Origin of the sequence: Nonomuraea sp. NPDC050786, assembly GCF_040654115.1 — a bacterium.
Classification (GTDB): Bacteria; Actinomycetota; Actinomycetes; order Streptosporangiales; family Streptosporangiaceae; genus Nonomuraea.
Genome location: NZ_JBFAHJ010000005.1, coordinates 57,788 through 80,670 on the forward strand (window position 1 = coordinate 57,788; position 22,883 = coordinate 80,670).

23 protein-coding genes are annotated in these 22,883 nt (G+C 69.3%); 14 read left to right on the top strand and 9 right to left on the bottom strand.

Annotated features, from left to right (window positions below; all coding sequences use genetic code 11):
* Window positions 1-13 precede the first annotated feature (13 nt).
* The 5 genes from AB0H84_RS12305 to AB0H84_RS12325 all read left to right on the top strand — a co-directional run bounded on the left by AB0H84_RS12305 (window position 14) and on the right by AB0H84_RS12325 (window position 3,533).
* Window positions 14-268 (top strand): hypothetical protein, encoded by a 255-nt coding sequence (locus AB0H84_RS12305; protein ID WP_357602203.1) that lies wholly within the window; start codon window positions 14-16, stop codon window positions 266-268.
* Entirely contained in the window at window positions 255-674 is a 420-nt protein-coding gene (locus AB0H84_RS12310; protein ID WP_357602206.1) for a type II toxin-antitoxin system VapC family toxin, read from the top strand. The genes AB0H84_RS12305 and AB0H84_RS12310 overlap by 14 nt, the downstream gene beginning before the upstream one ends.
* Window positions 675-721: 47 nt before the next feature.
* Entirely contained in the window at window positions 722-1,594 is an 873-nt protein-coding gene (locus AB0H84_RS12315; protein WP_357602209.1) for a hypothetical protein, read from the top strand.
* Between the two features lie 44 nt (window positions 1,595-1,638).
* A complete protein-coding gene (locus AB0H84_RS12320) occupies window positions 1,639-2,595 on the top strand; it encodes a zinc-binding dehydrogenase (RefSeq protein ID WP_357602212.1) in 957 nt (318 codons plus the stop codon).
* 77 nt (window positions 2,596-2,672) lie between these two features.
* Window positions 2,673-3,533, top strand: coding sequence for an oxygenase MpaB family protein (locus AB0H84_RS12325; RefSeq protein WP_357602215.1), 861 nt, complete (start codon window positions 2,673-2,675; stop codon window positions 3,531-3,533).
* A gap of 30 nt (window positions 3,534-3,563) precedes the next feature.
* Here AB0H84_RS12325 and AB0H84_RS12330 read toward each other — a convergent pair whose 3' ends face one another.
* The 5 genes from AB0H84_RS12330 to AB0H84_RS12350 all read right to left on the bottom strand — a co-directional run bounded on the left by AB0H84_RS12330 (window position 3,564) and on the right by AB0H84_RS12350 (window position 9,947).
* Window positions 3,564-4,304, bottom strand: coding sequence for a PadR family transcriptional regulator (locus tag AB0H84_RS12330; RefSeq protein WP_357602218.1), 741 nt, complete (start codon window positions 4,302-4,304; stop codon window positions 3,564-3,566).
* Window positions 4,301-5,104, bottom strand: coding sequence for a DUF4097 family beta strand repeat-containing protein (locus tag AB0H84_RS12335; protein WP_357602221.1), 804 nt, complete (start codon window positions 5,102-5,104; stop codon window positions 4,301-4,303). The genes AB0H84_RS12330 and AB0H84_RS12335 overlap by 4 nt, the downstream gene beginning before the upstream one ends.
* 100 nt (window positions 5,105-5,204) lie before the next feature.
* Window positions 5,205-5,384 (bottom strand): DUF6104 family protein, encoded by a 180-nt coding sequence (locus tag AB0H84_RS12340; RefSeq protein WP_357602224.1) that lies wholly within the window; start codon window positions 5,382-5,384, stop codon window positions 5,205-5,207.
* A 72-nt stretch (window positions 5,385-5,456) separates the two neighbouring features.
* Window positions 5,457-9,098: a multifunctional oxoglutarate decarboxylase/oxoglutarate dehydrogenase thiamine pyrophosphate-binding subunit/dihydrolipoyllysine-residue succinyltransferase subunit gene (locus AB0H84_RS12345; protein WP_357602227.1), complete on the bottom strand. Its 3,642-nt coding sequence runs from the start codon at window positions 9,096-9,098 to the stop codon at window positions 5,457-5,459.
* A gap of 204 nt (window positions 9,099-9,302) precedes the next feature.
* Window positions 9,303-9,947 carry a phenylalanine--tRNA ligase beta subunit-related protein gene (locus AB0H84_RS12350; RefSeq protein ID WP_357602230.1) on the bottom strand — a complete coding sequence of 215 codons (645 nt, stop codon included), beginning with the start codon at window positions 9,945-9,947 and terminating at the stop codon, window positions 9,303-9,305.
* Window positions 9,948-10,020: 73 nt separating this feature from the next.
* On the opposite strand from AB0H84_RS12350, the gene AB0H84_RS12355 reads away from it, so the two are divergent.
* Entirely contained in the window at window positions 10,021-10,590 is a 570-nt protein-coding gene (locus AB0H84_RS12355; protein ID WP_357602232.1) for a helix-turn-helix domain-containing protein, read from the top strand.
* A gap of 101 nt (window positions 10,591-10,691) precedes the next feature.
* Window positions 10,692-11,945 carry an MFS transporter gene (locus AB0H84_RS12360; protein ID WP_357602235.1) on the top strand — a complete coding sequence of 418 codons (1,254 nt, stop codon included), beginning with the start codon at window positions 10,692-10,694 and terminating at the stop codon, window positions 11,943-11,945.
* Here AB0H84_RS12360 and AB0H84_RS12365 read toward each other — a convergent pair.
* On the bottom strand, window positions 11,893-12,738 hold the full coding sequence (locus AB0H84_RS12365) for a glutathione S-transferase C-terminal domain-containing protein (protein WP_357602237.1): 846 nt from the start codon (window positions 12,736-12,738) through the stop codon (window positions 11,893-11,895). The genes AB0H84_RS12360 and AB0H84_RS12365 overlap by 53 nt on opposite strands.
* Before the next feature lie 245 nt (window positions 12,739-12,983).
* Here AB0H84_RS12365 and AB0H84_RS12370 point away from each other — a divergent pair, with 245 nt between their 5' ends.
* The 7 genes from AB0H84_RS12370 to AB0H84_RS12400 all read left to right on the top strand — a co-directional run bounded on the left by AB0H84_RS12370 (window position 12,984) and on the right by AB0H84_RS12400 (window position 20,915).
* The gene (locus AB0H84_RS12370; protein ID WP_357602240.1) at window positions 12,984-13,856 is read left to right on the top strand and encodes an SDR family oxidoreductase; all 873 of its coding nucleotides are present in this window, start codon (window positions 12,984-12,986) and stop codon (window positions 13,854-13,856) included.
* 194 nt (window positions 13,857-14,050) lie between these two features.
* Window positions 14,051-15,208: an ROK family transcriptional regulator gene (locus AB0H84_RS12375; RefSeq protein WP_357602242.1), complete on the top strand. Its 1,158-nt coding sequence runs from the start codon at window positions 14,051-14,053 to the stop codon at window positions 15,206-15,208.
* 13 nt (window positions 15,209-15,221) lie between these two features.
* Window positions 15,222-16,706: a sugar ABC transporter ATP-binding protein gene (locus tag AB0H84_RS12380; RefSeq protein WP_357602245.1), complete on the top strand. Its 1,485-nt coding sequence runs from the start codon at window positions 15,222-15,224 to the stop codon at window positions 16,704-16,706.
* Entirely contained in the window at window positions 16,706-17,704 is a 999-nt protein-coding gene (locus AB0H84_RS12385) for an ABC transporter permease (protein WP_357602248.1), read from the top strand. Before AB0H84_RS12380 ends, AB0H84_RS12385 begins: the two co-directional genes overlap by 1 nt.
* Window positions 17,701-18,747 (top strand): ABC transporter substrate-binding protein, encoded by a 1,047-nt coding sequence (locus tag AB0H84_RS12390; protein ID WP_357602251.1) that lies wholly within the window; start codon window positions 17,701-17,703, stop codon window positions 18,745-18,747. The genes AB0H84_RS12385 and AB0H84_RS12390 overlap by 4 nt, the downstream gene beginning before the upstream one ends.
* An 11-nt stretch (window positions 18,748-18,758) precedes the next feature.
* The gene (locus AB0H84_RS12395; RefSeq protein ID WP_357602254.1) at window positions 18,759-19,910 is read left to right on the top strand and encodes a Gfo/Idh/MocA family oxidoreductase; all 1,152 of its coding nucleotides are present in this window, start codon (window positions 18,759-18,761) and stop codon (window positions 19,908-19,910) included.
* Window positions 19,911-19,913: 3 nt separating this feature from the next.
* A complete protein-coding gene (locus AB0H84_RS12400) occupies window positions 19,914-20,915 on the top strand; it encodes a sugar phosphate isomerase/epimerase family protein (RefSeq protein WP_357602257.1) in 1,002 nt (333 codons plus the stop codon).
* A 139-nt stretch (window positions 20,916-21,054) separates the two neighbouring features.
* Here the strand turns inward: AB0H84_RS12400 and AB0H84_RS12405 are convergent, their stop codons facing one another.
* The 3 genes from AB0H84_RS12405 to AB0H84_RS12415 are packed head-to-tail and all read right to left on the bottom strand — an operon-like array spanning window position 21,055 to window position 22,817.
* Window positions 21,055-22,143, bottom strand: a complete 1,089-nt coding sequence (locus tag AB0H84_RS12405; protein WP_357602260.1) for a Zn-dependent alcohol dehydrogenase — start codon at window positions 22,141-22,143, stop codon at window positions 21,055-21,057.
* Between the two features lie 33 nt (window positions 22,144-22,176).
* Window positions 22,177-22,368: a ferredoxin gene (locus AB0H84_RS12410; protein ID WP_357602263.1), complete on the bottom strand. Its 192-nt coding sequence runs from the start codon at window positions 22,366-22,368 to the stop codon at window positions 22,177-22,179.
* Entirely contained in the window at window positions 22,365-22,817 is a 453-nt protein-coding gene (locus tag AB0H84_RS12415) for a TIGR03618 family F420-dependent PPOX class oxidoreductase (protein WP_357602266.1), read from the bottom strand. The genes AB0H84_RS12410 and AB0H84_RS12415 overlap by 4 nt, the downstream gene beginning before the upstream one ends.
* Between the last annotated feature and the right edge of the window lie 66 nt (window positions 22,818-22,883).

Below are 22,883 nucleotides of genomic sequence, written 5' to 3' on the forward strand. Positions count from 1 at the left end.
GCGGAGGACAACTGTGCGCATCGACGAGACGCTCCTCAACGAGGCGAAGGCGTACGCGGCACGTAACGGACGCAGTCTCAACTCAGTGATGGAGGATGCCTTGAGGCAACTGCTCAACCGGTCCACGGAGGTCGCGGAGCGGCCCCGCATCAATCTGCCGGTCTCCGGATCAGCGTCTGGCCCCAAGCTGACCTGGGCCGAGATCAAGGAGCTTCTCGAGCAAGACGACATCGAGCGCGCTGTGAGGACCTGCCATGCGGATGCTTGACACCAACATCCTCGTTAACGCGCAGCGGCGTGACATGGAACATCATGAGCAGTGCCATGCCCTGCTCACCGAGCTCGTGGGCGGCGACGAGGCCTATGCCGTAAGCGACTTCGCGCTCAACGGCTTCATCCGCGTGGTGACGCGCATCCCGGACGCGACGTCGTTCGAGGTCGCACGCGAGTTCGCCGAGAGCTTCCGCCACCAGCCGCATGCGGTCGTGGTGAACGCGGGTTCTAGGCACTGGGAGATCTTCGTCAAGCTGTGCCGACAGGCCGGTGCGGTAGGCAACCTCATTCCCGACGCCTACCTCGCCGCACTGGCCATCGAGCACGGTTGCGAATTCGTGTCCTGCGACAAGGACTTCGCCCGGTTCGAGGGCTTGCGCTGGAGGTCGCCGCTCAACTGAACTGAGGTGAAGGGGCGCGAGCCCTCACTACTCGGCGAGGAACGGTCGTGGCTGACCAGTTCGACGTCATCGAGCAAGGCGGGCGAGGTCGCCGCCGGTGGATCGGCCTGGCCGCGGTGCTGGCGCTCTTGCTGATCCCGGTCATCGGCCTGCTGACCAGCCGGGATCCCGAGTCGCTGCCGCGGGCGACGCCCACCCCCGAGCCCATCAGGTCCCTCACCAGGATCGGCGGCGCTCCCAACATCCTGAGCGTCCCTGCCAAGGCCAAGGGCGGTGACGAGGTCATCGAGGTGGTGTTCCCGCACGGGGTGCGGGCCGAGGTGCGTTACCCGGCCGAGCTCGGCCTCGCGGAGATGGGGTCACGGCCTTTCCAGGGCTTCTGGATAGGTGGTGCATATCGGCAGGTCACCGCGCCGTACAGCGGTGAGTTCGAGGTGACCAAGGGCGGCGAGCCGATCAGGAACTACACGCCCAACGTCACCCTCTGGCCCCGTCAGGCGGGGAGCGAGCACTACGGGCAGGTGCTGCTGTTCGCGTTCGGGCGGTGGCGGCTGGCGATGTACGACCGGGGACAGGGGCTGACGTTCGACCAGCGGATGGCGCTCGCGAAAGGGCTGAAGGGGAGGGCGACGAAGGACGGTTACCTCGTGCTGTCGGCCAAGGCGCCCGTGCGGCTCGCCAGGCCGGGGGAGCTCGCGGAGGGCCAGCCGGTGGGGCCGCAGCTCTGGTTCGGCGGTGGCGCGGGGGAGATGGTCGCGCTCGTCCCCACGCCCGACTGCAGGAAGCGGGCCCTGATGCCGGCGGTCATCAGAGGACGCCCTGCCGGCTGGGTGTGCCGGGGTGACGTGCTGGTCGCCGTCACGGGGTCGCAGCCGTACCGGAAGAAGGCGATCGAGGGGATCCGCGTCACGCTCAAGTGAGGCGGTCCGGGGTGCGGGCGGGGGTGCTGAAGTAAGGTGCGGCCATGTTCGCCGTAACCGCCACACAGACCGATCCCGACAACCCACTCGCCGGGCTGACGCTCGGCGAGCATCCGGAGCCGAAGGTCCCGGACGGATGGACGACCGTCTCCGTGCGGGCGGCCGCGCTCAACCATCACGACCTCTGGACGCTCAAAGGCGTCGGCATCAGGCAGGACCGGCTGCCGATCGTGCTCGGCTGCGACGCGGCGGGAGTGGACGAGGACGGCAACGAGGTCATCGTGCACTCCGTCATCGGCACCGGCGCGGACGAGACGCTCGACCCCCGGCGCACGCTGCTGTCCGAGCTGCACGACGGCACGTTCGCCGAACGGGTGGCCGTGCCGCGCGCCAATCTCGTGCCGAAGCCGCCCGCGCTCAGCTTCGAGGACGCGGCCTGCCTGCCCACGGCCTGGCTGACGGCGTACCGGATGCTGTTCGACAAGGCCGGGCTCGAGCCCGGCTCCACCGTGCTGGTGCAGGGTGCGGGTGGTGGCGTCGCCACTGCGCTGATCGCGCTAGGCCGGGCCGGCGGCTACCGGGTCTGGGTGACCAGCCGTTCCGAGGAGAAGCGCGAACGTGCTCGCCAGCTCGGCGCGGACCAGGTGTTCGAGCCGGGCGCGCGGCTGCCGGAGCGGGTCGACGCGGTCATGGAGACCGTCGGGCAGGCCACCTGGGACCACTCGCTCAAGTCGCTCAGACCGGGTGGACGCATCGTCGTCTCCGGCGCCACCAGCGGCGCGGTCCCGCCCGCCGACCTGAACCGGGTCTTCTTCCTGCAGCTCTCCGTCATCGGCTCCACGATGGGCACGCGGGACCAGCTCCAGCGGCTGGCGATCTTCCTGGAGCAGACCGGTGTCCGGCCTGTCGTCGATCGAGTGCTGTCGCTGGTGGACGCGCGTGCCGGGTTCGCCGCCATGGCGGCAGGGGAGATCTTTGGGAAAGTGGTTTTTGCGGTATGAATAAGTAATGGGTTACTTTGGCGGCTCCTGGGTGATACATGCATGAGGGGAGTTGTCTCACCCGGGAGGCCGTCATCATGGAGGTCGAGCCCTTCGGCCCAGGCTCGATGCACTGGGAGACCGCCGGCGAATATCGCAATCTGCTCGTCGCCGGCAGCGCGCTGGTCATCCAGACGATGCACCCGGCCGTCGGCGCGGCCGTCGCGGAGCACTCCACGTACAAGGACGACCCGTGGGGGCGGCTCACCCGCACGCTCGTCTCCATCCAGAAGTGGGTGTACGGCGGTGCGGACGGCCCGGCCGAGGGCCGGCGGCTGCGAGAGCTGCACAGGCCGATCAGCGGGGTGGACGAGCTCGGCAGGCCCTATCACGCGCTGAACGGCGCGGCGTGGGCGTGGGTGCACCTGTCGCTGTTCGAGCGGTTCATCACGCTCCGCCGCTATTTCGGGACCCCCTTCACCGTCGAACAGCAGCGGCGGCTCTACGAGGAGTCGCGGCACCTCGGCGCGATCCTGCGGGTGCCGGAGCGCGAGATGCCCCGCGACCTGGAGGGGTTCTGGCGGTACTTCGACGCGATGGTGGCCGACACGCTGGAGCCGCACCCGACCGCGCTCGACGTGCTGTCGGTCCTGCGCGGCACACCGGCGCCGCCCGGGCTGCCGCGACCGCTGCGCCGGCTGTGGACGCCGGTCGGGGTCGGGTCGGGGGAGTTCAACCACTTCGTGACCGTGGGCACCTTGCCGCCCGCCGTACGGCGGAAGCTGGGGCTGCGGTGGACGGCCCGGGAGGAGCGGCGGCTGCGGCAGCTCGGGCACGCCGTGGCGGTGCTGACGCCGCGCCTGCCCGAACGCCTGCGGTACATGCCGATCGCCTACCACGCCCGCAAGGCCGAACGGAGCTCGCGCCGGCTGGAGCGGCAGCTCCGGCACTCGGCATAGCCCCACAAGGCGTGCGCGCTCGGGCGCAGGTCAGCGTTCGAGGATGTCGCGGATGCGGCGGCTCGTGTCGTCGAGCGCCGTACGCAGATCGGCCAGCATCTCCGGCGTCAGCCGGGCCTGCGAAGCCTCCTGGCGGGCCTGGCCGATGAAGTCGGCCAGCAGCTCGCCCAGCTCCGCGTCGAGGTCGGCGCGGCTCTTGGGCGCGCCCCCGAGCGTGGACCAGACCTCGGACCAGATCCTGCGCCACTCCCTGCTGAGCCGCTCGCCCTCGTCCTGCCAGTGGTAGGCGTTCTCCATCCACTGCCGCTTCTGCTGCTCCTTGAGCCGCTTGAAGTCCTCTTTCTGCTTGTCCCCGAACCGGCGGGAGTCCTCCGCGGCCCCCGTGCGGACGTCCTTGGCCATCCGCGTCAGCTCGTCGCGCAACGACCTGACCGTGTCGCGGACGTCCTCCTTGACCTCGCGGGCGATGTCGCGTACCGAGGCGGAGATCTCCTGCTCGAGGTCGTCGAGCTCGTCGAGCCGGGCGTTCAGCTCCTCGCGGCCCTTGTCGGTGATCGAGAAGACCTTCTTGCCCTCGACCACCTCATGCGTCACCAGGCCCTCTTCCTCCAGGCGGGCCAGGCGCGGGTAGATCGTGCCGGGGGAGGGCGAGTAGACGCCGAGGAAACGGTCCTGGAGCAGCCTGATCACCTCGTAGCCGTGACGCGGGCTCTCCTCCAGCAGCTTGAGCAGGTACAGCCGGAGCCGGCCGTGACCGAAGACAGGGCTCATTCCTTCTCCCCCTTGAGCAGCGCGACCTCGCCGGAGACCGTGATCGCCGACAGCGACGCCATGCCGCCGCCCAGCCGGCCCGACATCTGCTTGGCGCCGGGGCCGTTCGTGTTGAACAGTTCGTCGAACGTGCTGACCAGCCTGCCGGAGGTGGACCTCACGCTCACGTCCGCCTCCACGTTCTCCGGCAGCCTGACCAGGATGTCACCGGAGACGCTGTGGAGTGTCACGTGGCCCGTCGGCCGCAGCGCGAGGTCGGCCGTGATCCGGCCGGACACGGTGTTCACCTTCAGCCTGCGCGGGGTGCCGTGGGCCACGGTAAGGTCGCCGGAGACACTCTTGAACGCCAGGTCGCCGTCCAGGGCCCGCGTCTCCACCGGGCCCGAGACGGTCGTGGCGTGCACGTCGCCGCTGAGGCCGTCGAGCACGATCTCCCCGGACACGCCCCTGACCTGCGTCATCCTCTCGAACCCGGCGACCACGGCAGGCGCGGAGACCACCCCGGCGTTGACCGTGCACTCCTTGGGCACGGCGATCGTCAGGACCGTCCTGCGCCGGTCACGCCGCAGCCAGCCGAGCAGGCCGTCCCAGGTGAGGTCCTTGTAGGCGACCGAGAGCTCTCCGGTGTCCTCGTCGTACGTCACCAGCAGGGGCGACGTCGAATCGATCTCGGCCACCTCCACCGTGGACGGGCCGTCGCTGGCGAGCACGTCCAGCCGACCGGCGACGATGCGGACGTCGAGCGACTTCACTGGGCCGAACGTCAGCTGCTCCGGTGTGTCGATCGTCCACTGTTGCATGATCCCCCGCCCTTCTGGCGACACATCCCTACACCAGACACGATATGTCGCGTCTGTCGAAATCTCAAGATGTATCGCGTTAGTTCGTCAAAGCGGGGGTTCAGTCCTCGTCGTCGTCGTCCAGCCGCGCCAGCCAGGTGGCCAGCCGCTCGACCGGGATCTCGAACTCCGGGTTGAGGTCGACGAACTCGCGCAACCGCTCACCGAGCCAGAGCAGGCTGACCTCCTCCTCGCCCCGCCGCTCGACGAGCTCCTCGATCCCCCGATCCGTGAAGTACATCTCTCTCCATTCCTCCCTCAAACGGCAGTGAGCCCCCAGCCGGGGCCGGGGGCTCACGTGTGGTGCGCTGGCTCAGCCGTAGACCTCGTGGAGGATCTCCTCGAGCTCGGTGTCGTGCGTGTTGTGCGACCCCGTCGCGGGCGAGCTGTTGGGCCGCCGCGAGATGCGGCGGACCGGGCGGCCGCCCAGCGCCTGCGGGTCCTCCGCCAGCTTGAGCGCCAGGTACGGCCACGGCCCCATGTTGACCGGCTCGTCCTGCGCCCAGACCAGCTCCGCCTGCGCCCCGTAGCGCGACAGCTCGGCGGCCAGCTCCTCACCCGGGAACGGGTAGAGGCGCTCCAGCCGGACGATCGCGACGTTGTCGCTGCCCCGCTTGTCGCGCTCAGCGGCCAGGTCGTAGTAGAGCTTGCCGGACGTGAGCACGACCCTGGTCACCTTGGCCGGGTCGACGGTCGTGTCGCCGAGGACCGGCTGGAAGGTGCCCGTGGTGAAGTCGGACGCCTTGGACGTGGCCGCCTTGTGGCGCAGCAGCGACTTGGGCGTGAAGACCACCATCGGCTTGTGCCGCTGCGACTCCACCTGCCAGCGCAGCAGGTGGAAGTAGTTGGCCGGGGTCGAGGGCTGCGCGACCGTCATGTTGTCGAGCGCGCAGACCTGCAGGAACCGCTCGATGCGGGCCGAGGAGTGGTCGGGACCCTGGCCCTCGAAACCGTGCGGCAGCAGCAGCACGACCGAGGACTTCTGGCCCCACTTCTGCTCGCCCGACGAGATGAACTCGTCGATGATCGTCTGGGCGCCGTTGACGAAGTCGCCGAACTGCGCCTCCCAGCAGACCAGCGCGTCCGGGCGGACGACGCTGTAGCCGTACTCGAAGCCGAGCGCCGCGAACTCGCTCAGCAGCGAGTCGTAGACGTAGAACTTCGTGGTGCCCTCGTTGAAGGTCTTGAGCGGCGTGTGGTCGGCGCCGGTCATCCGGTCGACCAGGACGGCGTGGCGCTGCGTGAACGTGCCGCGCCGCGAGTCCTGGCCCACCAGGCGGACCGGGTGGCCGTCGATGAGCAGCGAGCCGAAGGCCAGCGTCTCGCCCATCGCCCAGTCGATCGTGTCCGTCTCGACCATCTGGCCGCGGCGCTGCAGCACCGGCGCCAGGCGCGGGTGCGGCGTGAAGCCCTCGGGCAGGTTGAGCTGGGTGTCGACGATGCGCTTGAGCGTCTCGTCGCTGATCGCGGTCGGCGTCTCGTCGTGCGACCACTTGACGACCTCGGCGGGGGGCACCCGCATGGCGGCCGCCTCGGCCGGCTTCTTCGCCGCCTCGCGGGTCTCGGTGAACGCCTGCTCCAGCTTGGCCTGGTAGTCGCGGAGCGCCTGCTCGGCCTCCTCGACCGTGATGTCGCCCCGGCCGATCAGCGCCTCGGTGTAGAGCTTGCGGGTCGAGCGCTTGGCGTCGATCAGGTCGTACATCAGCGGCTGGGTGAAGGCGGGGTTGTCGCCCTCGTTGTGGCCGCGGCGGCGGTAGCAGATGAGGTCGATGACGACGTCCTTGCGGAACGCCTGGCGGTATTCGTAGGCCAGCTGGCCCACGCGCACCACGGCCTCGGGGTCGTCGCCGTTGACGTGGAAGATCGGCGCCTGGATCATCCGGGCCACGTCGGTCGCGTAGACCGAGGAGCGGGACGAGGCGGGCGAGGTCGTGAAGCCGACCTGGTTGTTGACCACCACGTGCACGGTGCCGCCGGTGCGGTAGCCGCGCAGCTGCGACAGGTTGAGGGTCTCGGCCACGACGCCCTGGCCGGCGAAGGCCGCGTCACCGTGGACGAGGACGGGCAGGACGGTGAAGCCCTCCTCGCCGCGCTCCAGGAGGTCCTGCTTGGCGCGGACGACGCCTTCGAGCACCGGGTCGACCGCCTCCAGGTGGGAGGGGTTGGCGACCACGGAGGCGGTGATGGTCTTGCCGCTCGGCGCGGTGAAGGTGCCCGTCGCGCCGAGGTGGTACTTCACGTCGCCGGAGCCGTGCGCCGTGCGCGGGTCGATGTTGCCCTCGAACTCGCCGAAGATCTGCGCGTACGACTTGCCCACGATGTTGGCCAGCACGTTGAGCCGGCCGCGGTGGGCCATGCCGATGACGACCTCGTCGAGGCCCTCGTCGGCGGCGTCGCTGATCACCGAGTCGAGCAGCGGGATCAGGGACTCGCCGCCCTCCAGGGAGAAGCGCTTCTGGCCGACGAACTTGGTCTGCAGGAACGTCTCGAACGCCTCGGCGGTGTTGAGCCGGGACAGGATGTTGAGCTGCTCGTCGCGCTCGGGCGACTTGTGCGGCTTCTCCACCCGCGCCTGGATCCAGGCCCGCTCCTCGGGGTTCTGGATGTGCATGTACTCGATGCCGACCGTGCGGCAGTAGGAGTCACGCAGCACGCCGAGGATCTCGCGGAGCTTCATCAGCGGACGGCCGCCGAAACCGCCCGTGGCGAACTCGCGCTCCAGGTCCCACAGCGTCAGCCCGTGGGACTGGATGTCGAGGTCGGGGTGCTTGCGCTGCTTGTACTCCAGCGGGTCGGTCTCGGCCATCAGGTGGCCGCGCACGCGGTAGGCGTGGATCAGCTCGATCACCCGGGCGGACTTGGACACGTCGTCGTCGTGGGAGGCCGAGACGTCCTGCACCCAGCGGACCGGCTCGTACGGGATCCGCAGCGCCTCGAAGATCTCGTCGTAGAAGCCGTCCTCGCCCAGCAGCAGCCGGTGGATCTGGCGCAGGAAGTCGCCCGACTGGGCGCCCTGGATGATCCGGTGGTCGTAGGTGCTGGTCAGCGTCATGACCTTGGAGACGGCCAGGCGCGAGAGCGTGTCGGGCGAGGCGCCCTGGTATTCGGCCGGGTATTCCATCGCTCCGACGCCGATGATGGTGCCCTGGCCGGGCATCAGGCGCGGCACGGAGTGGACGGTGCCGATCGTGCCGGGGTTGGTCAGCGAGATCGTGGTGCCGGAGAAGTCGTCGACGCCCAGCTTGCCCGCGCGCGCCTTGCGCACGACCTCCTCGTACGCCATCCAGAACTGCCGGAAGTCCATCTCGTCCGCGCCCTTGATCGAGGGCACGAGGAGCTGGCGCTCGCCGTTGCTCTTCTGTACGTCGATCGCCAGGCCGAACCCGACGTGCTCGGGCTTGATCAGCGTCGGCTTGCCGTCGACCTCCGTGTAGGAGTAGTTCATCTCCGGCATGGCCCGCAGGGCCTTGACGATCGCATAGCCGATCAGGTGCGTGAAGGAGACCTTGCCGCCGCGGCCCCGCTTGAGGTGATTGTTGATCACAATGCGGTTGTCGATCAGCAGCTTGGCCGGGATCGCGCGCACGCTGGTCGCCGTCGGGACCGACAGCGACAGGTCCATGTTGGCGGCCGTGCGCGCCGCGGCGCCGCGCAGCTTGACCTCTTCGGCGCCCTTGGGCACCGGAGTGGCCGGCTGCTTCGGCTTCTCGGCCGCCGGCGGCGCCTTGGGCGGCGTCTGCGGGGGAGCGGGAGCGGTCACAGTGCCGTTCGCCGCCTCCCTACCCGGTGCCGCCCGGCCCGGTCCGTAATCAGGGTTGTAGTCAGCGAAGAAGTTCCACCAGGCCTTGTCGACAGACTCGGGATCTTGGAGGTACTTCTGGTACAGCTCGTCGACAAGCCACTCGTTCTGACCAAAGCTTGCCAGCGGGTTTGTCCGCGACGACTCAGACGACACGGCGGAAATCGCCCTCTTCCGCAGATCGGCGTTGATGTTAGAGAACCTGTCCAAGGCTACTCGCCCGGACCGGCAGCGCGCGCCGAAGAGGCTGTGGCGCCTCGCTCGATCCTCTCAGGACAGAGCAAAGACGTCACGCCCCCCTAGTCAGTCCAGGTGGTGCCGCAATTATTACTCTTTGGTATCAACACCACTACGTGAGGTTTATTTCCCGCTGGACAGCAACCTGCTAGCGATCCGGGCCTGAGGGGACAACTCGGACAGCAGGTCGGCCAGTTCCTCTCCCGCCTGCTTGAGCTCCTCCAGCGACATCGGCTCGAGGCGTTCGAGCAGGAAGATCGCGTTGGTGGTCTCCTCGGTGAGCCGCGTGCGCACCACCTGGCGCCAGTTCCACCTGCGGCAGGTGACGCCGACGTCGTCGCGCCAGATCACCTCGCCCGGCTCGGGCGTGCCGAGCGCCTCCTCGGACGCCTCGTCGCCGGTCGCCCGCACCAGCCGGGCCGGCCCGACGTAGCGGTCGAGGTCCTCGCCGCCGATCGGCAGCGCGTGCTTCACGCTGATCGAGTTGTACGCGTCCACCACCTGGTTGATCTCCGGCAGCGGCATCCTGCGGGTGAGCGCGTCGACCGAGGGCCGCGTCCGCTGCGGCTTGGCCCCGAACGCGCGGTAGGCGTCCTTCCAGGCGTCGATCTTGTCCGACTGCACCTCCAGCTCGGAGGCCGCCGCCAGCCACGCCCGGGACCGGTCGTCCGTGGGCCCGTTGCGCAGGCCGTGCGCGGTCACGATCAGCACCGCGAAGTCGGGGCGCAGCGCGAAGACGGAGTCGTCCACCCAGATGTCGTCAAGCATCCCCACAGTCTAGGAGCGGCGAAATCGCAAAATTCCCTTTGCAAAATTGTCTTTGCGGTCTATCGTGAGCCGCATGGAGGAGCAGTACAAGATCAGTGATCCGCAGGTGCTCAAGGCGGTCTCCCACCCGCTCCGGGTGCGCCTGCTCGGCCTGCTGCGCACCGACGGCCCCGCGACGGCGAGCGAGCTGGGGCGCAAGGTCGGCGAGAGCTCCGGCTCGACCAGCTATCACCTGCGCGAGCTGTTCAAGTACGGCTTCATCGAGGAGGACCCCGAGCGGCGCGACGGGCGCGAGCGCCGCTGGCGGGCCCGCCACAACTACACCTCGTGGGACGCCGCCGAGATGTCCGCCAGCGCGGAGGGGCGTGAGGCGATGAGGATCATGCACCTGCGGCAGGCCGAGATGGTCGGGCGGCTGATGGAGGAGTTCGACGCCGCCGAGTGGTCCCGCGAGTGGGTCGACGCGGCGGGGATGAGCGACCACGTCCTCTCGCTGTCGCCCGCCGCGCTGCGCGAGTTCAACGAGAAGGCCGAGGAGCTGCTGCGCGACCTCGCCGCCAGATACGCCGGTGACCCCGAGGCCAGGCAGGTCGATGTCTGGTACGGCGCCGTACCGCTGTCGAAACAGGAGGAGGAGCAGTGACCGCACGCCGCGTTGAATGGTCGCGCTCACGTGGCCCTCGCTGGTCACGCGGGCTACCGCTCTCGGGCCCGAACGTTCGCCGCTCCGCGTTACGCCGCTACATGCTCGTCGGTTTCCTGACCTGGCTGCCCATGGGCCTCATGGTGGCCACCATGGTGCTGCTGATGACCGCGCGCGGGCTCAGCCTCGCCGAGGTGGGGTTGTCGGTGACGGTGTTCTCGATCGTCACGGTGAGTCTGGAGCTCCCCACGGGCGGCCTGGCCGACGTCATCGGGCGGCGGATGGTGCTGGCGGCCTCCGCCGCGTTCACCGTGGCGGCGCTCGCGATGATCGCCGTGTCCACGTCGTTCTGGATGTTCCTGGTGAGCGGCGTGCTCAAGGGCGTGGCCAGGGCCCTGTCCAGCGGTCCCGCCACCTCCTGGTACGTCGACACGGTCCACGCGATCGAGGGCCGTGACGCCGACCTCAAGCCGGGGCTGGCCAAGGGTGGCGCGATGGAGTCGGTGGCGCTGTGCCTGGGCGTGCTCGCGGGCGGCGTCGTCCCGCTGCTGGTGCCGCCCTCGCTGATGTTCCCGCTGGCCGCGCCGCCGCTGCTGGGGGCGGTGGCGGCGGCCGTGCTGCTGGTGGTGGTGATCTTCGCGATGCCCGAGCCGGCGCATGAGCGCAGGTCGCTGGCGAGCGTGCTGCGCGAGGTGCCCGCCACGGTGATGGCGGGTGTGCGGCTCGCGGCGGGGAGTCCGGTGCTGCGCCGCCTGACGGCGGCGGCGGTGTGCTCCGGCGTGATGCTGACGAGCATCGAGCTGCTGACGCCGGGGCGGCTGGCCGCGCTGGCGGGCACGGCCGAGCGCGGCAGCCTGGCCTATGCCGTGGTCGCGGCGCTCGGGTTCGCCGCGAGCGCGGCGGGTAGCGCCCTGGCGCCACGCGCGGCGCGGCTGGCCGGTGGCTCCGCCAGGGGCGCGATCGCAGGGGCGGTGGTGGCGGCGCTCTCCGTGGGGTGGCTGGCCGCCACGTCCGGGCTGGGCGGCGCGGCCGGGCTGGTGAACGCCGGAGCGGCGTACGTGACGCTGTTCGTCGGACTGTCCGTGGGGAGCCTGCTCTGCCTGGAGATGACCCACAACGCCGTCAGCGCCGCCGAGCGCACCACCGTCACCTCGACCAGCTCACTGTCCCTGCAGTCCGGCGGGGTCGTGGCCAACCTCACGCTGGGCGCCCTGGCCACCCAGGCGGGCCCGGCCGCCGCCTGGGCCGTCGCCGCGCTGGTGACGCTCTCCTCGGCCCTGCTGTTCGTGCGGATGCCCGCGCCTAGAGACTCCAGTCGATCTCCGGTCCCACCGGCACGATCCTTGTCGGGTTGATGTTGGTCTGGGTGATGTAGTAGTGGCGCTTGATCTGGTCGAAGTCGGTGGTCTCGCGGAAGGCCGGGATCGCGTACAGCCTGCGCGCGTACGCCCACAGCGCCGGATAGTCGATCAGCCGCCGGACCGAGCACTTGAAGTGCGCGTAGTAGACGGCGTCGAACCTCGCCAGGGTCGTGTAGAGGCGCACGTCGCTCTCGGTGAGGGTGTCGAAGAGGTACTCCGACTCGGCCAGGCGTACCTCGAGGAAGTCGAGGGTGGTGAAGACCCGCGCCACCGCCTCCTCGTACGCCTGCTGCTCACGGGCGAAGCCCGCCTCGTAGACCGCGTTGTTGAGGCCGTGGTACAGGCGGTCGTTCATGATGTCGATGTCGGGGCGCAGGCGTTCCGGATAGAGGTTGGGGGAGGTTCCCCATGACATTTCCAGATCGAGCGTGATCTGCGGGTAGTCGTTGGTGACGATCCGCTTGTCCTTGGTGTCCCAGACGCAGGGAACGGTGTAGCGGCCCGTGTAGCCGGGGTCGCTCGCGTGGTAGAGCTCCGACAGGTACTCGGGGTCGCCGCCGGGGATGCGCCAGCCCTTCTCGTCGCGGATGGGGTCGACGATCGTGACGTCGAGCAGGTCCTCAAGGCCCAGCAGCTTCCTGACGATCAGCGCGCGCTGCGCCCATGGGCAGGCATAGGAGGCGTAGAGGCGGTAGCGGCCCGGCTCGGGGGAGTCGAGGCGGTCGGTGAAACGGTTCGGCTGCCGTATGAAGCGGCCATTACGGGAGGTCTCGCCGCTCAGCTTCATGACCCCAGTAGAACATGTTTCTGATACAGAACTATGTTCGGGTTGATGATGAAATTTGTGGTGATTACCGCTATGCGCGGGGAGCTCCGGCGAGCCGGATCTGTGGCGGGGCGCGTGACGCGGAGCGGCGAACGTTCAGGCCCGAGAGCGGTAGCTCGCGTGACCAGCGAGGGCCAAGTGAGCGCGACCATTAAACGCGTTATCGTACTCGTAACAGAATGTTGTTCTCCTGCGTGGGAGGTTCGATGCTTCGGTTCGATGACAGGGTCGCGATCATCACGGGGGCCGGGCACGGTCTCGGCAGGTCGCATGCGCTCCTGCTGGCCGAGCGGGGCGCCAAGGTGGTCGTCAACGACCTCGGCGGCGCGCTCGACGGCACGGGCGCCTCCGCCGGGCCCGCCGCCGACGTGGTCGAGCTCATCACGAAGAACGGCGGCCAGGCCGTGGCCAACGCCGACAACGTCGCCACGCCGGAGGGCGCCAGGGCCGTCGTGCAGGCCGCCGTCGACGCGTTCGGCAAGCTGGACATCGTCGTCAACAACGCGGGCATCCTGCGGGACAAGTCGTTCGGGAAGATGACGGTCGAGGACTTCGACGGGGTGCTGGCCGTGCACGTACGCGGCTCGTACCTGATCAGCCAGGCCGCCTACCCGCTGATGAAGGCGGCCGGCTACGGCCGCATCGTCAACACCTCCAGCCCGGCCGGCCTGTTCGGCAACTTCGGCCAGGCCAACTACTCCACCGCCAAGATGGGGCTGGTGGGCCTGACCAAGACGCTCGCCATCGAGGGCGCCCGCAACGGCATCATGGCCAACGCCATCGCGCCCATCGCCTGGACCCGGATGACGGAGTCGCTGCTGCCGGCCGAGTTCGAGGCCAAGTTCACACCCGAGCGGGTGAGCGCATTGGTGGCGTACCTCGTGCACGAGACCTGCGAGGCGAGCGGCGAGGTGTTCAGCGTCGGCGGCGGCCGGGTGGCACGGGTGTTCGTGGCCGAGGGGCCCGGCTGGAAGGACGACGACATCACGCCGGAGGCCGTCGCGGGCAACTGGGAGGCGATCATGGCCGAGCAGCCCTACGTCCTCACGGCCGCCGACTCGATGAAGGCGATGCTCTGACTCTTTCGGGTGATCCCCGCTGCCGGGTCGGACCCGGTGGCGGGGATCTTCTGCTTTGTGGAGAGGGCCGTCGCGGCGCAGGATGCCGCCCAAAGCCGCAAAAAGCGGGCTTTGTTCGATGTTCGGCGGAAGTTAGGGGAGTTTGGTCGATCCATCCCCTTGATTTGCCGCATCGGTGATCTTATTGTCGCGACATGACCCCCCAGTCGGGCTCCGCCGGCGATGTGCTGACGCTGATCAGCGCAGGCTCGGCGACGACCCGTTCCGATCTCGCGAGGCTCACCGGCCTGGCCAGGTCCACGATCTCCCAGCGTGTGGACGCGCTGATAGAGCGCGGGCTGGTCGAGGAGATCGAGAGCGGCGAGTCCACCGGGGGGCGGCCGCCGCGGCAGCTGCGCCTGCACACCGAGGAGCACGCCTTCGCGGGCGTCGACCTGGGCGCCACCCACTGCCGGGTCGCGCTGATGGACATCTCGGGCGACGTGCTGGCCGAGTGCGAGGACTCGCTGCTGATCGGCGAGGGGCCGGAGAAGGTGCTCGCGCACGTGGACCGGCGGCTGGACCGGCTGCTCGGCGAGGTGGGCCGGCCGCGCGCCGCGCTGCGCGCGATGGGCATCGGGGTGCCGGGGCCGGTGGAGTTCGCCACCGGACGGCCGAACAACCCGCCGATCATGCCGGGCTGGAACGACTACCCCGTCCCCGAGTACTTCGACGGCGTGTCGGTGCTGGTCGACAACGACGTCAACGTCATGGCGCTGGGCGAGCACCGCCACTCGTTCCCGGAGATCAACCACCTGCTGTTCGTCAAGGTCGGCACGGGCATCGGCTGCGGCATCATGGCCGAGGGCAAGCTGCACAGGGGCGCGCAGGGCTCGGCAGGCGACATCGGCCACATCCGGGTCAGCGGCCACGACGACGCGGGCTGCCGCTGCGGCAACAGCGCCTGCCTGGAGGCGGTGGCCGGTGGGGCCGCCATCGCGCGGCGGCTGACCGAGCTGGGCCTTCCGGCAGAGTCGGGAGCCGACGTCGTGGCGCTCGTACAGGCGGGCAACACCCAGGCGCTGCGGCTGGTCAGAGAGGCCGGCCGGCACATCGGCGAGGTGCTGGCCAGCCTGGTCAACTTCTTCAACCCCGAGGTCATCGTCGTCGGCGGCGCGCTGTCGAGGGTGCACGAACACCTGCTGGCCGGGATCAGGGAGACGGTCTACCGCAGATCGCTCCCGCTGGCCACGCACCACCTGTCGATCACGCCCAGCCAGGCGGGCATCAACGCGGCCGCGCTGGGGGCGGGGATCCTCGCCATCGAGCACTACCTCTCACCGGACAACATCAACCGCATCGTCAACGCCTGAAAGGGATCTTCCGATGCTGGTCATGAAGGGCATCGTCAAGCAGTTCCCCGGCGTGCGCGCGCTGGACGGGGTCGATCTGGACGTACGGGCGGGCGAGGTGCACTGCCTGCTCGGCCAGAACGGCGCCGGCAAGTCCACGCTGATCAAGGTGCTGGCCGGGGTCCACCAGCCGGACGAGGGCACGATCTCGTTCAACGAGAGGGAAGTGCGCCCGAGCAGCCCCATAGACGCCATCAGGCTCGGCTTCGCCACCATCTACCAGGAGCTCGACCTCGTCGACGGGCTCAGCGTGGCCGAGAACATCTTCCTCGGCCACGAGCACGCCCGTTTCGGCTTCGTGAACAGGGCGGCCGCCAGGCGCGCGGCCCGCGAGGTGCTCGAGCGGCTGGGCCACCCGGAGATCCGCCCGTCGGCCGAGGTGGGGCGGCTGTCGCCGGCGGCCAAGCAGGTCGTGTCGATGGCGCGGGCGCTCTCGCACGACGCCCGCCTGATCATCATGGACGAGCCGTCCGCCGCCCTCGCCCACGACGAGGTCACGAACCTCTTCCGCATCATCCGCGAGCTCACCGCCCAGGGCGTGGCCGTCGTCTACATCTCCCACCGCCTGGAGGAGATCCGCGAGATCGGCGACCGGGTCACCGTGCTCAAGGACGGCCGAACGGTCGCCGTCGGCCTGCCCGCGCGCGACACCCCGACGGCGGAGATCGTCTCCCTCATGACGGGCCGGAACGTCGAGTACGTCTTCCCGCCCCGCGCCCAGCGCTCGCTGGGCGAGGAGGTGCTCAGGGCCGAGAACCTCTCCTCGCCGGGCGTCTTCTCGGGCGTCTCGTTCTCCGTGCGGGCGGGCGAGATCGTCGGGCTGGCCGGGCTGGTCGGCTCGGGGCGCTCGGAGATCCTGGAGGCCGTGTACGGCGCCCGCCCCTCCTCAGGACGGGTCCTGCTCGACGGGCAGCCCGTACGCCGGAGCGTCGTCGGCACGGTCAGGCGCGGCATGGGCCTGGCCCCGGAGGAGCGCAAGGCCCAGGCCCTGCTCCTCGACCAGAGCGTCACCGCCAACATCACGCTGGGCAGCCTGCCGGGGTTCGCCAGGTTCGGCTGGATCGACCGCAGACGTGAGCGGAGCGAGGCCAAGCGCCTGTCGGAAATGCTGGACATCCGGCCGCCCGACCCCGAACGCCCGATCAGGACCCTCTCCGGCGGCAACCAGCAGAAGGCCGTGCTCGCCCGCTGGCTGCTCGGCGGCCGCAAACTCCTCCTGCTCGACGAGCCGACCAGGGGTGTGGACGTGGGCGCCAGGGCCGAGCTGTACACGGTGATCCGCGACCTCGCCGAGCGCGGCATCGGCGTGCTGCTGGTCTCCAGTGAGGTGCCCGAGGTGCTCGGCCTCGCCGACCGGGTGCTGGTGTTACGCGAGGGCACGGTCATCCACGAGGGCGACGCCGCGGAGCTGGACGAACACCGCGTACTCGACATGATCATGAATGGGAGGGCGGCCTGATGAGCGAGCCCACAACGGAGGTGATGGCCGCGCCCCGGTCGTCGCGCGGCCTCGGCGGCCTCGGCGAGATGCGGCATTTAGGGCTGCTGGCGGCCCTGGCGCTGCTGGTGGTGGTCGGCCTGGTCACCAGACCCGAGAACTTCGCCACCACCTCCAACCTGGTGAGCATCCTCTCCCTGGCCGCCACGATCGGCGTGATCACGGTCGGGGCCACGTTCGTCATCATCGGCGGGGGCATCGACCTGTCGGTGGGCGCGGTCATGGCGCTGGCCTCGGTCTGGGCGACGACGCTCGCCACGCAGTCGTACGGACCGGTGGTGATGGCGATCTGCGCCGTCCTGGTCGGCACGGGGGCGGGGCTGGTCAACGGGCTGCTCATCGCCTACGGGCGGCTGGTGCCGTTCATCGCGACCCTGGCCATGCTCGTCGCCGCCCGCGGGCTGGCGCAGCGCATGTCCGACCGCAAGACGCAGCTCATCCAGGCCGACAACGCCGCCATCGTGGACCTGTCGACCACGCGGGTGCTCGGCATCCCGCTGCTGGTCTACATCTTCGCCCTGGTCGTGGTGCTCGGGTGGATCGTGCTCAACCGCACGACGTTCGGGCGGCGGACGTACGCGGTCGGGGGCAACCCCGAGGCCGCCAGGCTCGCCGGGATCGACGTGCGCAAGCACACGATGCTGCTCTACGCCCTGTCGGGGCTGTGCTGCGGCATCGCCGCCATCCTGATCATGGCGCGTACGACGACGGGCTCGTCCACCCACGGCGACCTGTACGAACTCGACGCCATCGCCGCCGTCATCATCGGCGGCACGCTGCTCACCGGGGGCCGGGGCACGATCGTGGGCTCGATCCTGGGCCTGCTGATCTTCACCCTCATCACGAACCTCTTCATCCTCAACGGGCTCAACACCAGCGACCAGCTCATCGCCAAGGGCCTGATCATCGTCGTCGCCGTCCTTCTCCAGCGGCGGAACCTGAAGGAGAGAGCACCATGAGTGAGAACGTCGCGCGCAGGGGATTCCTCGTCGGCGGGGCCGTACTCTTAGCGGCCGGCTGCACCAGCAACGAGCCCGCGGCGGCGCCCTCCAGTGCGGCCGCCGCTCCCGCCCCCGCCGCGAGCGGCAACGACGAGCCCGGCCAGAAGGTCACGATCGGCTTCTCCGCGCCCGCCGCCGACCACGGCTGGATCGCGGCCATCGCCAAGAACGCCGAGAGCGCCGCGAAGCAGTACTCCGACGTCGACTTCAAGCCCGTCGAGCCCACCAACGACATCAACCAGCAGATCTCGGCGGTCGAGTCGCTCATCGCCGCCAAGGTGAACGCGCTGGTCATCCTGCCCAACGACGGCCAGCAGCTGAACCAGGTGGCGCTGCAGGCGACCCAGGCGGGGATCCCGGTCATCAACCTCGACCGCGTCTTCCCCGACAAGCTGGCGTACCGGACCTGGATCGGCGGCGACAACTACGGCATGGGCGTCGCGGCCGGCCAGTTCATCGGCAAGCAGCTCAAGGACAAGGGCGTGGCCAACCCGGTCATCGTCGAGATCCAGGGCATCGCCACGCTGCCGTTGACGCAGGACCGCAGCAAGGGGTTCGCGGACGCGCTGAAGACGTACGGGTTCAGCGTGACGGCCAAGCAGGACGCCAAGTTCACGGTCGAGACCGGCAACCAGGTGGCCACCTCGCTGCTCCAGGCGCACAAGAAGATCGACGCGATGTGGAACCACGACGACGACCAGGGCATCGGCGTGCTCGCCGCCATCAAGGAGGCGAACCGGAACGAGTTCATCATGGTCGGCGGCGCCGGGTCGCTGAACGCGATGAAGGAGATCCAGTCCGGCACGTCGGTGCTCAAGGCCACGGTCACCTACAGCCCAACGATGGCCTCCTCGGCGATCAAACTCGCGCGTCTGATAGCACAGGGGAAGGGCATGAGTGATCTCGTGGAGAACCAGGTCCCACAGTCGATCACGCTCGCATCCGAGACCATTACCAAGGAGAACGTCGAGAAGTACCTGGCGCTCGGCTTCGAATCCTGATCGGGGGTTGCATGTCAGACAAGACCACCATCGGCGTTGGCATGATCGGCTACGCCTTCATGGGCCGCGTTCACTCTCAGGCCTGGCGGAGCGTGGGAGCGTTCTTCGACCTGCCGCTGACACCGCGCATGGCGGTGATCGCCGGGCGGTCGAAGGAGCGCACCCAGGCCGCCGCGGCGCAGCTCGGCTGGGCCGATGCCGAGACCGACTGGAGAGAACTGATCAAGCGTGACGACGTGCAGATCGTCGACATCTGCACGCCCGGCGACTCGCACGCCGAGATCGCCATCGCCGCGCTGCAGGCGGGCAAGCACGTGATCTGCGAGAAGCCGCTGGCCAACACCGTCGAGGAGGCCGAGGCCATGGTCCGGGCCGCGGCCTCCGCGCCGGGCCTGAGCATGGTGGCGTTCAACTACCGGAGAGTGCCCGCGATCGCGCTCGCCCGCCGGTACGTCGAGGAGGGCCGGATCGGCGAGATCAGGCACGTGCGGGCCGCGTACCTGCAGGACTGGATCGTCGACCCGGAGTTCCCGCTGGTCTGGCGGCTGCAGAAGGACAAGGCCGGGTCCGGCGCGCTGGGCGACATCGGCGCGCACATCGTGGACGCGGCGCAGTTCATCACCGGGCAGAACGTGGTGGGCGTCTCGGCGCTGACGGAGACGTTCGTCAAGGAACGCCCGCTCGCCGCGGAGTCCGCGGGACTGGGCGCCTCGCGGGCGGACTCCATGGGGCAGGTCACCGTGGACGACGCCGCCCTGTTCATCGGCCGGTTGTCGGGCGGGGCGCTGGCCTCGTTCGAGGCCACCCGGTTCGCCTACGGGCGCAAGAACGCGATGCGCATCGAGATCAACGGCTCTCTCGGCAGCCTGGCGTTCGACTTCGAGGCCATGAACGAGCTCTGGTTCAGCTCCGGAGGCGGCGGTTTCGAGCGGATCCTGGTCACCGAGCCCGACCACCCGTACGTGGGCGCCTGGTGGCCGCCCGGCCACGGGCTCGGCTACGAGCACACCTTCACCCACGAGATCAGGGACTTCCTGGAGGCCGTCGCCACCGGGACCGACCCGTCGCCGTCGTTCGCGGACGGGCTGCGGGTGCAGCGGGTGCTGGAGGCGGTCGAGCAGAGCGCGGCTGAGGGCAGCCGCTACACGAAGGTGGAGGACTGACGCATGCGACCTGTCACCCTGTTCACGGGGCAGTGGGCCGACCTGCCGTTCGAGGAGGTGTGCAGGCTGGCGGCCGAATGGGGCTACGACGGCCTGGAGATCGCCTGCTCGGGCGACCACTTCGACGTGGCCCAGGCCGTGGCGGACCCGTCGTACGTGGAGCAGAAGCGCGCCCAGCTCGACAAGCACGGGCTCAAGGTCTGGACCATCTCCAACCACCTCGTCGGCCAGGCCGTCTGCGACCTCATCGACGAGCGCCACAAGTCCATCCTGCCCGCCCGTATCTGGGGCTCCGGCGACCCCGAGTCGGTACGCCAGGCGGCGGCGGAGGACATGAAGAACACGGCCCGGGCTGCCTCGCTGCTGGGCGTGGACACGGTGGTGGGCTTCACCGGGTCGTCGATCTGGCACACGGTGGCCATGTTCCCGCCGGTGCCCGCGTCGATGGTGGAGGCCGGCTACCAGGACTTCGCGGACCGCTGGAACCCGATCCTCGACGTCTTCGACGAGGTCGGGGTGCGCTTCGCCCACGAGGTCCACCCGAGCGAGATCGCCTACGACTACTACACGACCCAGCGGGCGCTGGAGGCGATCGGCCACCGTCCCGCGTTCGGCCTGAACTGGGACCCGTCGCACATGGTCTGGCAGGACCTGGACCCGGTCGGGTTCATCCTGGACTTCAAGGACCGGATCTACCACGTGGACTGCAAGGACACGCGCGTGCGCGTCGGGGACGGCCGCAAGGGCCGCCTCTCCTCGCACCTGCCCTGGGCGGACATGCGCCGCGGCTGGGACTTCGTCTCGACGGGACGGGGCGACGTGCCGTGGGAGGACTGTTTCCGTGCCCTGAACTCGATCGGTTACGACGGGCCGATCTCGATCGAGTGGGAGGACGCGGGGATGGACCGGCTCGACGGGGCCAGGGAGGCGTTGGCGTACATCCGCAAGCTCAACTCCATCACCCCACCGGCCACCGCCTTCGACGCCGCCTTCTCGACGACGTAGGCCGCTTACGGGAGGCGCCGCATGCACGGGGTTGCGGGCAGCGCCTCCCACGGGGCTCCCGCCCCTCGCTCCTCGCGGCCGGTTGGCGACGCGCCCCCAGCCGCCACGGCAACCGGGAAACGCTTGGCCGGCCCGAGGGTCAGTCCATGACGACGATCTGGCGGAGGACCTCGCCGCCCCGCAGCGCCTCCACCGCGTCGTTCAGGTCGGCCAGGCGGATGCGGGCGCTGATCATCGACTCCAGGTCCAGCTTGCCGGCCTTGTGGAGCTTGGCGAAGTAGGGGAAAGCGTGCCGCACGTCGGCCTCCCCGTACAGGCTGGACAGCAGGTTCTTGCCCTCGAACAGCAGGCTGAACGCCGAGATCGACACCATGTCGTCCACCGCGCCCGCCCCGACCACGATGACGTCGCCGCCCTGTCGGGTGATCTGCCAGGCGCTCTGGATCGTGGCCGACTTGCCGACCACCTCGAAGCCGTAGTCGAAGCCGGCGCCGGCGGTGAGCTCGTTGAGGGCCTCTGGGACCTGCTCCGGGGTCACCGCGTGAGTCGCGCCCACCTTCTTGGCCAGCTCGTGCTTGGACTCCAGGGGGTCGACCGCGAGGATCGTCCGGGCGCCGGAGAGGCGGGCGCCCTGGATGACCGACAGGCCGACGCCGCCGCAGCCGATCACCGCGACCGTCGAGCCCGGGCGTACCTTGGCGGTGTTGATCGCGGCGCCCACGCCGGTCGTGATGCCGCAGCCGATCAGGGCCGCCGCCTCCCACGACACGTCCTCGTCGATCTTGATCGCGCCCTGCCACGGCACGACGATCTCCTCGGCCCAGGTGCCGCACCCGGCCATCCCGAACGCCGTCGCCCCGTCGCCGCCGAAGCGGAAGTTGCCCTTGGTGAACGCCTCGACCACGTACTTGATGCACAGGTACGGCTGGCCGCCCAGGCACAGGTCGCACTCCTGGCAGCCCGGCCGCCAGTTGATGACCACATGGTCGCCCGGCTTGAGCGAGGTGACGTGCTCGCCGACCTCGACCACCTCGCCCGCGCCCTCGTGCCCGAGCACCAGCGGCACGGGTTGCGGCAGGACGCCGGTCATGGCCGACAGGTCCGAGTGGCAGACGCCCGTGGCCTTGATCCGTACGCGTACGTCCGCCGGCCCGACGGGGGCCAGGGTGACGTCGTCGCGGATGTCCAGCTTGTCGTTGCCTACGGCGTGCAGGATCGCGGCGCGCATGGGGTTCCTCCTCGAACTCAGGCGTAGGGCTGGCTATTCCTCGAGGGACAGTGCGGCTTTGGGGCAGGACCTGACCGCGTGGCGGACGCGGTCCTGGAACTCGGGGGGTGGTTCCGGGAGCAGGACGTGGAGCTGGTCGTCGTCGTCCACCTCGAACACCTCCGGCGCGAGCCCCATGCACACGGCGTTGGCCTCGCAGACCAGGTAGTCGACCTTGATTTTCATGAGAGCCTCCTGTGATCCCATGAGACCACTTTGCTCGGCTCGACGACGTACGCAACCCGCTTGCGTCCGGTCTGTTCCACGTAAGGGCGCAGCAGTTCGTCCGGTACGCCCGGAGTCATCCGGCGGGCGACCAGCAGGCCGACCTCCATGACGCGATCGCGGTCGTCCACCCGCTCGGCCTTCCCGTACACCAGGACGCCGCGCAGTTCGCCGTAATCGTCGCCGCTCTCGACCAGGCAGCTCACCCGGGGGTCGCGCGCGAGGTTGCGGGCCTTCTGGGATTTCGCGTAGGTCCAGAAGGTGATGCGCCCCTCGTCGAGCCCGTAGAACATGGTCACCAGGTGCGGCATGCCGTCCGGGTTGATGGTGGCCAGCTGCAGCTTGCGTGAGCTCTCGAGGAACGCGGTGACGTCGTCGTCCGACATCGCGATGCGAGCGCGCTGATTCACGGTGTAAGTAGAACAGGTTTCAGAACGGCCCGGCAAGGGGCTCCTGGAATGTTGTTCGGTTCGGCT

Coding starts and splice junctions, on each gene's coding strand:
- AB0H84_RS12310 (WP_357602206.1), top strand. CDS start 255: ATGCGGATGCTTGACACCAACATCCTCGTTAACGCGCAGCGGCGTGAC.
- AB0H84_RS12320 (WP_357602212.1), top strand. CDS start 1,639: ATGTTCGCCGTAACCGCCACACAGACCGATCCCGACAACCCACTCGCC.
- AB0H84_RS12325 (WP_357602215.1), top strand. CDS start 2,673: ATGGAGGTCGAGCCCTTCGGCCCAGGCTCGATGCACTGGGAGACCGCC.
- AB0H84_RS12330 (WP_357602218.1), bottom strand. CDS start 4,304: ATGAGCCCTGTCTTCGGTCACGGCCGGCTCCGGCTGTACCTGCTCAAG.
- AB0H84_RS12335 (WP_357602221.1), bottom strand. CDS start 5,104: ATGCAACAGTGGACGATCGACACACCGGAGCAGCTGACGTTCGGCCCA.
- AB0H84_RS12340 (WP_357602224.1), bottom strand. CDS start 5,384: ATGTACTTCACGGATCGGGGGATCGAGGAGCTCGTCGAGCGGCGGGGC.
- AB0H84_RS12350 (WP_357602230.1), bottom strand. CDS start 9,947: ATGCTTGACGACATCTGGGTGGACGACTCCGTCTTCGCGCTGCGCCCC.
- AB0H84_RS12355 (WP_357602232.1), top strand. CDS start 10,021: ATGGAGGAGCAGTACAAGATCAGTGATCCGCAGGTGCTCAAGGCGGTC.
- AB0H84_RS12360 (WP_357602235.1), top strand. CDS start 10,692: ATGCTCGTCGGTTTCCTGACCTGGCTGCCCATGGGCCTCATGGTGGCC.
- AB0H84_RS12365 (WP_357602237.1), bottom strand. CDS start 12,738: ATGAAGCTGAGCGGCGAGACCTCCCGTAATGGCCGCTTCATACGGCAG.
- AB0H84_RS12370 (WP_357602240.1), top strand. CDS start 12,984: ATGCTTCGGTTCGATGACAGGGTCGCGATCATCACGGGGGCCGGGCAC.
- AB0H84_RS12375 (WP_357602242.1), top strand. CDS start 14,051: ATGACCCCCCAGTCGGGCTCCGCCGGCGATGTGCTGACGCTGATCAGC.
- AB0H84_RS12380 (WP_357602245.1), top strand. CDS start 15,222: ATGCTGGTCATGAAGGGCATCGTCAAGCAGTTCCCCGGCGTGCGCGCG.
- AB0H84_RS12385 (WP_357602248.1), top strand. CDS start 16,706: ATGAGCGAGCCCACAACGGAGGTGATGGCCGCGCCCCGGTCGTCGCGC.
- AB0H84_RS12390 (WP_357602251.1), top strand. CDS start 17,701: ATGAGTGAGAACGTCGCGCGCAGGGGATTCCTCGTCGGCGGGGCCGTA.
- AB0H84_RS12395 (WP_357602254.1), top strand. CDS start 18,759: ATGTCAGACAAGACCACCATCGGCGTTGGCATGATCGGCTACGCCTTC.
- AB0H84_RS12400 (WP_357602257.1), top strand. CDS start 19,914: ATGCGACCTGTCACCCTGTTCACGGGGCAGTGGGCCGACCTGCCGTTC.
- AB0H84_RS12405 (WP_357602260.1), bottom strand. CDS start 22,143: ATGCGCGCCGCGATCCTGCACGCCGTAGGCAACGACAAGCTGGACATC.
- AB0H84_RS12410 (WP_357602263.1), bottom strand. CDS start 22,368: ATGAAAATCAAGGTCGACTACCTGGTCTGCGAGGCCAACGCCGTGTGC.